Origin of the sequence: Chryseobacterium glaciei, from assembly GCF_001648155.1 — a bacterium.
Taxonomy (GTDB): Bacteria; Bacteroidota; Bacteroidia; order Flavobacteriales; family Weeksellaceae; genus Chryseobacterium; species Chryseobacterium glaciei.
Genome location: NZ_CP015199.1, coordinates 1,661,296 through 1,675,004 on the forward strand (window position 1 = coordinate 1,661,296; position 13,709 = coordinate 1,675,004).

Consider the following 13,709-nt stretch of genomic DNA (forward strand, 5'->3'; position numbering starts at 1 on the left):
TTTGGCTTTCCAGCGGTATTATTTGTCTTTTACTGGCTTTATGATGGCCTCGTTTTGTTAGAACTAGCGTGTATAAAATTCCTGACATCAGATAATTTATAATACAATTTGCCGCTAATGGTGAAGTACTTTAATTCACCGGAAGAGCGGTACCGCTGCAACGTACGCGGACTGATTTTAAGGGTGTGAAGGATGTCCTGATTATCCAACAGCTCCTCATCATCAAGCACCATACGTTCTCTGATGTTCAAATTCAAATGATCTGAAAGAATATCAAATCGCTGCATGATTCTTTTCATCCAAAAGCTGAATTCCATTTTGTCTATTTCCATGGCCTATAATTTTTTTGGTTAATACAACCGTTACCCTTTCACTTCTGGGTTTCAGGATAATGCCATACAAAATTGACCAGACGCCGTTTTATTCTCTGCCAAGTTTTTTTAAAAAAAATATGGGCAGACGAGTAAAAGCAAAGAGGTATTTTACGCTCCCGATGTGTGGTTTGAGATGGAAAGGACTAAACGATTCCAGTAATGGGGAGCTTTTTGGATTTTTGCCGTAAAAAAGTGATAACATGCCAATGGGCTGGTCATGGGCAAATAGGATAGAAAGGTGCAAGAGTGTAGAGCAGATAATAAAGGCAGTTTCATTAATCAATCAATAGGCATTACTGCCTTTACTATTGAGTCTAGGTTAATTTGATATCAAAAGAAATCACATAAATTCTTTATCCATGTATTGTTCCAGCGAAGATTTCATACGTTCCAGAAAAATACTGCGGCTGCCGCTGCGGTATTTCATGCGGTGGAAGGCATGATGAACATCACCAAGATGAATATTAAAAAGACTTTGAAAAGCCAGGGTAACCTTTTTAATACCAACGTTACCATTACCTATACATTCTGTAGCATATAACGCGTAGATAAGTTCAATGAGTGCATTTTTAGAATCGGTCCAGTTAACAGATTCATTCCCGAAATCGGATAGTAAAAGACGGCTGTTTTCGAGATCATTACTCGTGCGCATCAAAAGGTATTCGTACAATAGATCACTTTCTATAATGCGTGATACTTTATAATCATAGTAGGTGGAAAATAACGGATCTGATTCGAAAAAATGGCTTTGAAGACCGGTATCGAAATCCATTCTTCCACGAATAAAATAACAGTTATCCCTTTCCCTGCTGCCTGACCGATAATAGCGGTAAAATTCAGAACCCGAAATATGTTCATTATAATTTTCTTCCAACCGTTGCAACTGATTCAAAAAGTACGTCTGATAAATAGCACCAAAATTCACCGGACGTCCAATCTCAATACGGAACACCTTATTATAATAGAGCAGCTTACCCTGCACTTCAGGTTTTATTTTTCGGAAAAATTCTTTTTCCTCCTCCGAATCTCGAAATCCGCCTGTTAAAACGCGCGCTCTTAATTCATTTAAAAGCTCCTTTAATAAGATGGTCATTCTTCTTGATTCGTCAATGGCATTTTCAGAATCCAAACTGATTTTTTGTTCAGCATTTTTAATCGTTTCCTGAACGGTTTTGTAAAAAGTTTTCATGGTTATTTGGGATTTAGTTAGTGAAGACATCCTACACGGACGCCTTTTTAACCAGCAACTTAATCATTTATTATAATTATTTCTCACTATTGAGATATAATAAAGTCACGCAAAACCTCCATCTATCTAGTCCTACTGAAAACTTTTTATTTTAATCTGGATTATAAATAGTATAGGTATGTCTTTCAATACCGCTTATGAATTGTAGACCTCCAAGCTATAAATCAACCCCACAGCATCACAAAGATGGTGTAGTACGATATTTAGATTTGTAAAGAAATTAAGTAATCAGTAATGGAAATGTCCCTACTCGCACTTAAGGGCTTATATTATTTTACCATATTAATAATTACTATAACAATTATTAATACAATAAATAATTGAACGTCCACAGGATGTGCAATAAGTCTAGCTTATAACCGAATTAATTTGAAAATGCTTTTCTATAAAGTAAAAAAATCAATTAGAAAGCGTTGGAAGTATGTACTAAATTATGATGTAAAATATAAACCAATTATCATCATTTCTTTTATTACTTTCACCAAAGCGTTCCCATAGAAAGTAAAAATATAAATTAGATAATGTAGAAGAACTGACTCTTTACATCTCTAAAATTGCACTGATCGACTCAGGTAACGAATATCAAAGAAAAATATGTTTCTAATCTATTACAGGAAAAGATTTTAACATATTCTAATATTGGGTAAAACATTCTAGCTATTAAGTGACGGTATGAAGATTTTATTTTTCCTTTCTAGATTATCAATACTGATCACAGTATTCGTTTTAAACTCATGCAAAAATCCACCAAATCATAGCGAACCACTCCCCTTTGAACTCAATAAAAAAATTGTCGTATCAGAAAAATGTGATCGAATTATCTTTTCCAGCAATTCATCAGGCTCTTTTATTCCGGTAGTATTAGAGGGCGCCCTTAATTCCGATAAGATTAATTATTTGGGTATCGCTCAGGGAGTGGCAAAAGATCAGTTTCCCTTTAGCATCTCATGTGATTGTAGATTTGTCTCTCTTGCCCAGAGAGAATCTGAAGAGCATTTTCAGGTGCAGTACTACGATCTGCAAGAAAAAAAAATAATTGTTCCATTGCAGGATCTTTTAGCAGATAATGGAAATCCTTATTTTTCGCCAACCAATCCAATACTTGCTTTTCTATCCGATGGTCAGCTCAAAATTTACAATTATGACACTAAAACCTATCTCCAGGTTGAAAAGAATAATGACACAGATTTTAGATTTATTATCTGGGATTACTTCGGGAAGCGGCTGTATTTACAGGATCTTGATGGCAGTATCTGGGTGTATAACCTTGGTACAGGCAAATATTTCCAAATCTTTCATTCCACTGTTCCATTCATAACAGATAGATCTATAAGTCCGGCAAAAGAAGATGGGGTTTTCTACTTTATTTCTGATCACGAGTCAGACTTTAACCAGATCTACCGATATTCAGGCCAAGGACATATTGAAAAAGTCGTCAATAGTAACCATGACAAGTACCTTTTGGGAAGACCTATCACTAAAAATGAAATAATTTATAGAGAAAATAGTAACGGCTACCTGATCGTAAAAAAAATAAAAAACAACAATATATATAATCTGTCGTCTGATAAAGAAGTCAACTATGATTTTTACGAAGGTAGTGGAAAAACAATCTCTCTGTCAGCATCGCTAAATGAACCTGCTTCTGTATACCGAATTAATCCCGAAGGAAAAAAACAAGACTTAGCCAATAATCTGACGGTTAAAAAAATACCAGCGCCCGAACTGTTTTTCAATGCAGCCGGCATGATCAACCATATCTATCAATCACCAAAACACAATGGACATTGGCTTGTCTGGCTTCATGGAGGTCCGAATGAACAGGTATCGGCAAGATATAACCTATTTATAAATACCCTTGTTTCCAAAGGTTATGGGGTGATTGTATTGAATTATCCTGGATCAACAGGAATCGGCAACAGTTACGAACTTCGTTCAATGCCATTAGAAAACCAATTTCCATTTCAAATTTCCGGCATTAAAACAGATCTAAGGGATATTCTACATAAACATAAAGACATCGGAAACCTCTCTATTTTAGGAAACAGCTACGGCGCTCTGTTGGCTCACAATCTTGTATCAGATCCCGACTTTAGATTCAACAAATTGATTGATTTCTCTGGGTTATTTGGTAGCGATCAAATCCATAACGAAATCCCAACCCTTTATATTTACGGCGAAAAAGATGTTAGTCTTCATAATGCAGGGAGGGTGAAATTTTTGGAAACTGAATCAAAGAGAAAAAATGTCGAAACTATTGTTTTAAAAGATGAAGGACACATTATAATTAGACGTGAAAATAACCAGCTAATTTTAGATTCTATTCTGGATTTTTTGAAAAATTAATTCATTATACGTCGCCTAGTCTTATCAAATGATTAATGACCAGTATTGTTCTCCGATACAAGAAGTTTCTTTGAAAACTGCTTTATTTCGGTTACGTCCGATGAAGGGATTTTTACAGGATAAGCCAAAATTTGCTCCGCAATCTTTTTAGCTTCAACAATGTTATGCTTAGCGAGTTGAAGTTTTAACAATCTGTATCTCGACATAAATCTGCTTGGTGTCATATGTAATGCGGTCTCGTAGGCAATTTGGGCACGCCCATAGTTCCCAATAGCAGCATAACCCTCACCCAGACAAAGGTAGAGACCAGTACTTGGCAAAAATTTTGAAGCCCTTTCCAGACATTCGACGCCTTGTTTGGTTTTCCCTGCAATAACCATTTCCGATCCATAATTAGTTAAAAACCTGCCATTGTATTGCATACTTGGCCAAGCTTTAAAATAAAGTTTATCCGCCTCTGAGAAATTCCCTTCCAAAGCCAATAGAGAAGCTTTCTCCCAGTAAAGACAGCTTCTTATTTTTCTATATGCAAAACCGACTGACAAAACTGTAGCAATGAAAAAGAAAAACATTAACGTGAATTTTGATGAGGAACGCGATAAAAAAGTAACCGACATTTGGCGTTCGTTAGCAGTTAAAACAGAAAGAAAAAATATTGCATTCAATTGTATCGATAATAAGGAAAATGGATAGGACAGTAAAGCTGAGATCGAAATGGAAAGCAACGATCCCAATGCGCCATATTGCAGAACTGAAAGATGTTCCTGTTTTTTTAAGAACAGGTAGAAAATACGCACAATTAATATAAAAAAAAGAACCCCACAAAGACCCAGTTCAATCAAAATCCTTAACAACTCATTGAATGGCTCAAAAGTATCACCAGCAAGAAACTGTGTAGCAACCGAAGTAACATGAGTCCGAAAATATTCAGCCTGGTAGAGGTTATACACTGACTCAAAACGCCCCAACCCGCAGCCAAAAAATGGATTTTGCTTAAAAATATCTAAACTTATTGTGTAAATTAAAAAACGTCCCTGAACCGAAGCAGTGTTTATATGGTAAAGAGAATACATCATAACAATTAAAAATATTGCTGTGACGATCCATAGGAAGGTCTTATTTACCTTAAGCTTGTGTTGCACGGAAAGTACCACCTGATAGAAGTAGAATCCGAGACTTAGAGTTAGGCAAACATAAGCTAGTCTTGCATTGCTCTTAAAAACAATTACAATACAAAGTAATTGCAGCAAGAAACAAAAGATTTTAATCACCTGCTTATGCTGATAATTCCTTGACCTCGACCAAATTCCCAAAGCAAATGGAATAAGTGATACGAAATAATTGGCATTAGCCCCCTTGTTTATTGGAACCTTCATTTTCATAATACTGAGAAATGAAAAAACGTGTATATCTAAGAGATAACCAATAGAAATGAAAATCGTGCAGACTAAGAACCCTTTTATATAGACTTCTTCGGAATAGGTTAGTGTTTTTTGGAAAAGAAGGTAGATAATTGGGAATGCCAAAATTATATAGGGCGTGCTGCTAATATTGGCATTGCGTAGAAATTGAAAATACAGAAACACCGAGGCTCCTATCAGGTACAATGAAGTCTCTGAAAGAGAAATTTGCTTTAATCGTTCAAATCCTATACAAATGAAAGTAACTAAAAGTATTGCAGTGCATACTAGGATTAAGAAAATCCTGTCATATTCGATAAAATCAAGGTAAATTTTTTCAATGGTGAAGAGGTGCGTTAAAAAAAGTAGTGATAAAAATATGGGTATGAAGATATAGAGTCTACCTCCTTCGATTATTGATTTGCTCTTTATCATTTGCAGAATGCAAGCAGAAAAAGACCAAATTCAATCAGTCTTTTCCTGCTTATATTTTACTTATCGAAACTGATATTTGGCATTAGTGATTCTAATGTTGTACCCGCCTTCGATTTTGATCTTTCATTAAATTCTAAAAGTCCGTTTACAGAGGTAGTACCCTCTGGATTTGTCCCATAGAAGCGGATCTTACTTTCTGTATTATTTTGGGTTATGAGGAATTTATTTCCGTTAACCTCAATAATTTTTGAACTGTATCCAGCAAGGGTTTTTCCCCACTCGTCCAGACCTTTTTTTAGTTTAACAAGATCAACCTGTTCCTTTTTTTTAGAAGCAAACAATGTTATGATTACATCATCTTTAATATAAGTGCTTTTATTTTCAGAATTTGGAAGTACAGCCAGCTTAATATCGTTCTGTTTGGCAACAACAGCGACGTTGGCACTGCTGATCTTCTCTACTTTAGGTGGAAGCTGAATATTCACACGGTCATTTAAACCAATTTTCTGAGCCATGATGCTGGACGATGACAGAATACCTAGGCATATCAATACTATTATTTTCATTTTCATTTTGTTTGTTAAAGTTAATAAACACATGGCTTATCCGTTACACTAAATCCTATTTTTTCAAGAGGCATAAATGTATTTGAACCAGGTTCCGATTTATAAATTCTAATAGCGCTTCCTAATTTACTCATTAATGCCCATACTCCCGCATCACCGACATTGGTAGAATTGTTTGCAAATAAATAGTTCTGTGCCTCACTAACATAAGTACTGTTGTAGGCGTCCGGGTCCTGCAGAAAAATATTATATTCTGCCTGGAGTGCTGCCCAGTCTTCAACCTCAATCAGATACCCGGTACCATCAGGCAGATAGGTGGTAACTTCGACCTCCTCCTTATAATAATTTACTGCACTTTGACCAGCAGCCAGCAAAGCCGGATTGTTAAGATTACCGAGTCCCCAAAATGCATCTCTCGGTGAAGGACCTGTGCCGCCCGGGTGGCCATGGGCAATTCCCGTGGTGTATCCGTCAACATTATTCCAGTGGAAACTAGAGGTAAATGAGTTCGTAGCTGTATTAGTCCTGGGAGTTACTGGATTATATCCAAAAGAACCTGCTCCCCATGCATTTACGTTTTGTTCAGCTCCCCATTCAACCGTTGATGAATTGGAAATAATTGTTGCTTTATTGGCGACAATATTGGGTTGGGCAGTCCTTAAATTAATAGCATTTTTTCTCGCACAAGGATCTCTTGGACAATAGGCTACTCCGCTTGTGCCACCTATACAGCCGCAAGGGCTGCCGTAAGCCAGTCCGTTTAAAACTCCCATACAATCAACAGTAACGTTGGTATCGCCGCCAGGCTGGCCACCGCCTCCACCACCACTTCCACCATCGCCGCAGGTCATATACAAAAATTCTTTTTCCACCGATATTATGCCACCATTGCCATCAAATGTAGTAGTTACAAGATACCAGTTTATACACTGAGTTTCTGCCATCATCGTCACATTACTTGCATACCTTATGGTAGGCTCCTCAGTGCTCATGTTATTGCTAACTTTTTGATCCGTCAAACTCTTCTTTCCTTGGGTAATCTGCGCGCTCCCATTCACTAATTTGCCATCTTTATAGATTCTACCGTTAACATACTTATATTGAAGATCATAGAGTAAAACGGTTCCGGTAAAGTTTTCAATCTTTGATTGATTGAATTGTGCAGGCAATTTATCTTTCTCTCTTTCTAAGGCTTCGGGCTTAGCAAAGAACTCGACTATATTTCCTGAAATAATTTTCCCTCCATTTTCGATAAAAACATATTTCCTGATATAATTGAGTTGCGTGGAAGCGATTTTGTACTCCGGAATAGAGACTGACAATAAGGTTGAGCCGTCTGCTAATTTCTGTTGCAAAGCATCTGCCCACATTGGTTTTGTAGCTTCACTGGATTTCACTTCAGATAAAGTATTTTGCTGTGAATTCCTTGAAGACGTTAGAAATAACTTAGCGGACTGGATGATGTCTGCGGTAGGTTTTTGAGACGATTCTGGTTCATTATCCTTGCGACAGGCCAGATGACAAACTATCCCAAGAAAAAACAAGAGACATACAATGTAGACTTTTTTCATGTTTTGAGTAAATTAATTTTAGAGTGAATGTTAAAAAATATAATTATTTCTGATGGGGCTGCGTTTTGCAATTACAACTAAGAGATTTATACTTTCTAAAGTCGTAATACGCCAAAGTTTTAATTTTCTTTACCTTAAGGAATTTTATTTCTCATGATGAATACTTTTTGGCAAAATTTAATTAATAAATTAAAGGCTTTCAGCACACATCTTTGTAAGAGCAATTTGTATTTTTTATCTATCAAATTCTAATTTAAGATCTCATTTTATATACATAGGGCAAAATTCGGTATAAACAGGTCTATTTCCGTGATAGAAAGTATCACTTTCACAATTCTCACATTTATATTTTCAATAATATTTGTCGTATACTTCAAATTACCAAGTACTTACAGGCATTTTTCTTTTTAGAAAATAGAAATTATTAATTATTTATGCTAGTTTAGTCTCGTGGGGGTGAGAGCCCACGATCATTATTTACATAATGAGAGCGTTAATTTAGATTGGCAGGCACATTAAGTTGTGTCTGCTTTTTTTCTGCAGATTTTCTCCACTGGCGTTTAACTTTCTGTTAGCTCATGGAAGTGGGATATGGATAATCATAATTCTTTTTTTATGAATTTCTGACCAAAGGAAATTAATATCTATTCAATCTTTAAAAAACGCTGATGGTTCCAGTAACCCAATTTTGACCATTCTGAGGCCGTCGGAATTCTAATTAAGTACAACTCCATTTCATGGGCTGGGTCATCGGTCCAATCCTTAACTTGAACCTTGATTTGATAATTTCCTAATATAGTTAATTTAATATCTGCAACTTTGCACGAATTATACCTATCATTTGCCCAGTCCTCTAATGCAATCAAAAGATCATCCTCATTAGTTACAATAAATAGATACTTTAATGACTTTCCATGAAAATATCCATCTTCCCCTTCTTCGTCATTGAGAAAATATATTCCTTGATCTATTTTCATAATTTTAATTGTTGCTTATTGAGATTTATTATTTCTTTCATGATAGACTTTTAGAGCATCTTCGTTAGTCAAATTTTCATTTTTTGCAATTGCTATTATTTCTTCAAAATTTGATCTGCCTTTACCACTCGCACCCAAAATAATTCCATTGGAAAAATTATCAGTACTATTTTCTTTAATTACTTTTTTGATTTCATTTTTCATATCATTGTCTTTCACTTAGGTTCGTTTTTTTTTAACAATTAAATGTTTGTCTTACATAAAGTTAATTAGGCCATTCAACAAATAGATAAGAGTAGAACCCAAGTGTTAACTTATCAGTTGAAGCCTCAATCTTTTGATGTGGATAATTTATAATTGCTTTATCAATGAATGCCGTGATTTCGTTATCCGTCATTTTGCGGAAGCTTTCAAGAAAATCAATATTAGTTCCTGCTAAACGCTGGACTTCGAGCATTACCAAATAATGTATTTTATAGTCTTTTTCCATAATATTTCCGTTTATTTAAAGTAGTCTAGATGTGATATTGTATTTTTTCCATTTCTAAAATACTTCTTTATTGTAAGCGACAACCACAACTAACTTAATCAATTAAAAAATCCGAAGTGACGCTCTTCGGATTTTTATCTTGTATTTTTCACAAACTATTAAATTATCTCTAAACTTTTAGGTTCTTATTTTCATTAAGCAAACCTAAATTCACCTCATTTTGTTGGATGCCACGTCTGGAAATATCGATATACACCAATTCACTAATAAACTTATGATAAGTTACAATATTGCATAGGTGCGAGGCAGACTTTAATTTTTTCAGCTAGCATTAAAAAAAACTACAGTAACTTTTTTCCTGTTCGATTATTTATTGGACTGTTCTTGTACCTTTTATTTAAAGTAAGTCATTCATAAAGGAAATAATACGATGCATGTAGAAATTACACCGATATATGTAACCGAAAGACTTTTTATTTAGATAAAATATATTTTCGATATAGTGATTTATACGCACAATAAAATTAGCATAAAAACGCTCAATCGCTGTCTGTTAATACTGATCCATACCTTGGATTTTATGAACATTAATTATATCAATCTACATATTTAAAAACAACTTATGAGTACAAATTATCTAATGAAAACGCGAAGGTATTTGACAATTGGAACAAAAAAGTGCCTGACCTCATTTGTGGTACAGGCATCTTTTTTATTACCGACAGAAATATTAAGACCCTTAATTGTTTAAAACAGCCCCAAGACCTCTCTTCAGAATAATCACTTGACAAATTAATTATGAACCTTACATGCTACATTGTTGATGATGAACATCATTGCATCACTTTTATTACTGACCTTATCAAGGAAACACAGTTATTCAGGATCATCGGTACTGCGACTGATCCAAGAACTGCAATAACGGAGATAAAGGAACTAAAGCCTGATGTTATATTTACAGATATCAATATGCCATATATTTCGGGTATTGATCTAGCAGCCCAAGTTGAGCACATAGGGTTAGTGGTATTTATTAGTTCTGACATACTATTTTCGCACCCACGGATAGATCTTCAGAAGTCCATGTTTTTAGGTAAGCCGGTGAGCTTACGTGATTTCTCAAAAGCTGCCGCTCAAATTAAATCAAGATTAGGTCATAAGTGATAACAGCAGTATAAATGTAATAGGGATAAGGTCAGCAAAAAGATTGATTATTTATGGCATCCCTGTCGGGCGGGCTTTCTGCTATATCTCCCATACCGGAGGATGCCGCTGCAATTCCTGATGCAGAAAAACCGCATTTTCAATGCACTGATTTTTAAGTATCAGTAGGAACCTGCGCCAACCCATATTTGTATTCAGTCAATTTCAATGGATGATTGTCTACGTCTATTCTTTGTTTGGCTTTAAGTCTGCTTTTAGGCTTTATGAACTCTCTTTGTTTTAAACATATCTTTTGCGACATTTATCATTCGTAACGATGTTAAGTATTCCGAGGGGTCATCGACGATTACATTCTCCATGATCAACAATTGCTCACCTGGCATAAATTTCAAAACGTGTTTTTCATTTTTAATTGTAATTATATAATAATCACCGTCCTGCTCAATTTTACGGACTAATCCTAAATTGATCAGATAATTCCCAATTTTAAGATCTTTAGCTTCAACCTTTTTTATATCCTCAATCATATCATTAGGTTAGTGAAAATAAATACTAATATAAATATAATCTGCACCTTTGACTATAGTATGAGGGTAGTAAAGATTTTGAACCTTAATATGAGAAAACAGTTACGACAACCATTGAGTTTAAAGTCTGGGAATGCATTATTTTTCTCGCTTGCTTTGTAAATCTTAACTGTACAGAAAAACAGATCGAATCGAAATTAACTCAATGTATCAAGGAAGATTTTCTACAATTAGTTTTTTTTACCAGTCTAATCAACATTGTTTTTACAAGCTGTAGCTATAACTATTTGATAATCAAATTAAGAGAAATAATTACAAAAATTACCTTGAATTTTGTTGCATGAATCAGGGATTTCTCCTATATTTGCACCAGCAATTGCAGCTAACAAAATAAGATATCAGAATCGAATGAGTAATTCGATGAGTTAACAAAACAGAATTTTGTAAATCACTGATAATAAGCATATTACTCGATAGGTGGTATTCCCCTACGGGCTACAAAAGAGACTTTATTTTTAAAGTCTCTTTTTTTGCTTTTATATCTAAAACCTATTCTTTACATAATTTATTCTGTCATAATTATAAAAATGCTTACCTTTGCAATCATCAGATGATAAGATGTATATGTTATGCAAATTCAAAGAAAAACATTAGCTCAAGAAGTAGCGGAAAGATTGATCGAAGGTATTCTTAATGAAGAATATCCTGTCGGTGAAAAATTACCGATCGAACCTGAGCTTATGAAAATCTATGGTGTAGGAAGATCGAGCATTCGTGAGGCGATAAAAATTCTATCGATTAAAGGTGTATTGAGTGTACAACAGGGTGTGGGAACATTTGTAGTTTCTAAAAACATTCAGGAATCATTGGATATTCAAATGAGTAAAGCAGAAATTGAAGAAGTTCTTGAAGTAAGATCTCTGCTAGATTCAAAAATTGCAGCAAAGGCAGCCATCAATCATACTGAGAAAGAATTAAAAGCAATTAAAGCTTACTTAGATCTTAGAGAGCAATTGGCTGAAGAAAATAAAGCACAAGAATGTTATCTAGCAGATATTAACTTCCATGTCGCGATTGCTGAAGCTTGTGGAAATACACTGTTAATGGACATTTATAAAATTGCGAGTAAGAATATTCTTAGAAGTTTCGAAACCAATCATAACAATAATACCCATTCTTTTAAGATCTCACAGAACATACATACGGAACTTTACAACAGCATAGAAAGTAAAGATCCAGAGAGAGCCGCTCTTATTGCTCAAAAAATTGTCGAAAAATTATATTACTAATAAAATTAATCATTAAAATTATAACAAAATTCATCAGATGACAAGATGAATTTAAAATCACTACAATATGGATAACATACAGACTAAAACAATTGACACTAACAAAATTGTTTATCCAATCTTATTTATGATCAGTTTTTCGCATTTTTTGAATGACCTGATCCAATCTACCATCCCATCATTATACCCAATCCTGAAAGGCGAGTTTAGCTTATCATTTTCGCAAATTGGTATTATTACCTTGGTATTTCAGCTTACAGCTTCCATTTTACAGCCATTTGTAGGAATTTATACCGATAAAAAGCCAAATCCTAGATCTTTAGCCATCGGAATGGGATTATCAATGGCAGGGCTTTTACTTTTGGCATCAGCTCATCAGTATTATGTCATTCTAATTTCAGTTGCTTTGATCGGAATGGGTTCATCTATATTTCATCCAGAAGCTTCAAGGGTTGCACAACTCGCTTCCGGTGGACAAAAAGGACTTGCTCAATCTATTTTTCAGGTAGGTGGTAATTCCGGAAGTGCGATTGGGCCTTTGTTAGTCGCACTTATCATACTCCCTTTAGGTCAGGGATACGTTGGATTATTTGCCATCGCCGCTTTTATCGGAATTATTCTTTTATGGAGAATCGGAAACTGGTATGCTGAAAGATTAGCATTCAAAAAAACAGCAAAACATAAGGACTTGGTTGTTAATATTCAGTTATCAAGAAAAAAAGTAATCTTTTCCGTGAGTATTTTATTGGCTTTGGTATTTTCAAAATACATTTATCTCGCTTCAATGACGAATTATTTTACCTTCTTCCTGATCGATAAATTTCATATTTCTGTAAAGGATTCTCAATTATATCTATTTATGTTTCTTGCAGCAGTTGCAGTCGGAACTATTTTAGGCGGAAAATTAGGTGATAAATACGGAAGAAAGAAAATTATCTGGATCTCAATTTTAGGTGCTGCTCCTTTTACGCTTTGTCTTCCCTATCTTTCTTTGGTTTGGACGATTGCATTTGCCGTTATCATCGGATTGATTATTGCTTCAGCATTTTCTGCCATTTTGGTATACGCAACAGATCTTATGCCTGATAAAATTGGTTTAGTTGCCGGATTATTCTTCGGATTTATGTTTGGAATGGGCGGAATTGGTTCTGCCGTTTTAGGTGCAGTAGCTGATGATACAAGTATTGAATATGTATTTAAGATCTGTGCATTTTTACCTTTGATGGGTATTATTACTGCTCTTTTACCAAATATTCAGGGAACGAAGAAAAGTAAATAAGTTTTAAATTAATTTAAATTTCAACAATAAAAAACCCTTTAC

Annotated in this window: 13 protein-coding genes; 4 read left to right on the forward strand and 9 right to left on the reverse strand. The window is 34.7% G+C overall.

Annotated features, from left to right (window positions below; genetic code table 11):
* Positions 1-38: 38 nt before the first annotated feature.
* Positions 39-317, reverse strand: coding sequence for a helix-turn-helix domain-containing protein (locus A0O34_RS07425; RefSeq protein WP_472266220.1), 279 nt, complete (start codon positions 315-317; stop codon positions 39-41).
* A 397-nt stretch (positions 318-714) separates the two neighbouring features.
* A complete protein-coding gene (locus A0O34_RS07430) occupies positions 715-1,593 on the reverse strand; it encodes an RteC domain-containing protein (RefSeq protein ID WP_228394362.1) in 879 nt (292 codons plus the stop codon).
* 702 nt (positions 1,594-2,295) lie between these two features.
* On the opposite strand from A0O34_RS07430, the gene A0O34_RS07435 reads away from it, so the two are divergent.
* Complete coding sequence (locus A0O34_RS07435) at positions 2,296-3,969, forward strand: alpha/beta hydrolase (protein ID WP_157885971.1); 1,674 nt, start codon at positions 2,296-2,298, stop codon at positions 3,967-3,969.
* Between the two features lie 32 nt (positions 3,970-4,001).
* On the opposite strand, the gene A0O34_RS07440 is transcribed toward A0O34_RS07435, so the two are convergent.
* From A0O34_RS07440 to A0O34_RS07465, 6 genes are all read right to left on the reverse strand, one after another.
* Complete coding sequence (locus tag A0O34_RS07440; protein WP_157885972.1) at positions 4,002-5,345, reverse strand: O-antigen ligase family protein; 1,344 nt, start codon at positions 5,343-5,345, stop codon at positions 4,002-4,004.
* Positions 5,346-5,860: 515 nt separating this feature from the next.
* A complete protein-coding gene (locus A0O34_RS07445; protein WP_157885973.1) occupies positions 5,861-6,370 on the reverse strand; it encodes a hypothetical protein in 510 nt (169 codons plus the stop codon).
* A 20-nt stretch (positions 6,371-6,390) separates the two neighbouring features.
* Positions 6,391-7,767, reverse strand: a complete 1,377-nt coding sequence (locus A0O34_RS07450; protein WP_157885974.1) for a hypothetical protein — start codon at positions 7,765-7,767, stop codon at positions 6,391-6,393.
* Between the two features lie 818 nt (positions 7,768-8,585).
* The gene (locus A0O34_RS07455) at positions 8,586-8,918 is read right to left on the reverse strand and encodes a hypothetical protein (protein ID WP_066753234.1); all 333 of its coding nucleotides are present in this window, start codon (positions 8,916-8,918) and stop codon (positions 8,586-8,588) included.
* A gap of 15 nt (positions 8,919-8,933) precedes the next feature.
* Complete coding sequence (locus tag A0O34_RS07460) at positions 8,934-9,122, reverse strand: hypothetical protein (protein WP_162271025.1); 189 nt, start codon at positions 9,120-9,122, stop codon at positions 8,934-8,936.
* Between the two features lie 61 nt (positions 9,123-9,183).
* Positions 9,184-9,408, reverse strand: a complete 225-nt coding sequence (locus tag A0O34_RS07465) for a hypothetical protein (RefSeq protein WP_066753239.1) — start codon at positions 9,406-9,408, stop codon at positions 9,184-9,186.
* Positions 9,409-10,206: 798 nt separating this feature from the next.
* Here A0O34_RS07465 and A0O34_RS07470 point away from each other — a divergent pair.
* The gene (locus A0O34_RS07470) at positions 10,207-10,572 is read left to right on the forward strand and encodes a LytR/AlgR family response regulator transcription factor (protein ID WP_066753242.1); all 366 of its coding nucleotides are present in this window, start codon (positions 10,207-10,209) and stop codon (positions 10,570-10,572) included.
* A gap of 254 nt (positions 10,573-10,826) precedes the next feature.
* On the opposite strand, the gene A0O34_RS07475 is transcribed toward A0O34_RS07470, so the two are convergent.
* Positions 10,827-11,099 (reverse strand): hypothetical protein, encoded by a 273-nt coding sequence (locus A0O34_RS07475; RefSeq protein ID WP_066753245.1) that lies wholly within the window; start codon positions 11,097-11,099, stop codon positions 10,827-10,829.
* Between the two features lie 629 nt (positions 11,100-11,728).
* On the opposite strand from A0O34_RS07475, the gene A0O34_RS07480 reads away from it, so the two are divergent.
* Both A0O34_RS07480 and A0O34_RS07485 read left to right on the forward strand, forming a co-directional pair.
* Positions 11,729-12,388: a FadR/GntR family transcriptional regulator gene (locus A0O34_RS07480; protein ID WP_066753248.1), complete on the forward strand. Its 660-nt coding sequence runs from the start codon at positions 11,729-11,731 to the stop codon at positions 12,386-12,388.
* A 67-nt stretch (positions 12,389-12,455) separates the two neighbouring features.
* Positions 12,456-13,667, forward strand: a complete 1,212-nt coding sequence (locus A0O34_RS07485; RefSeq protein WP_066753250.1) for an MFS transporter — start codon at positions 12,456-12,458, stop codon at positions 13,665-13,667.
* The last annotated feature ends 42 nt before the right edge of the window (positions 13,668-13,709 follow it).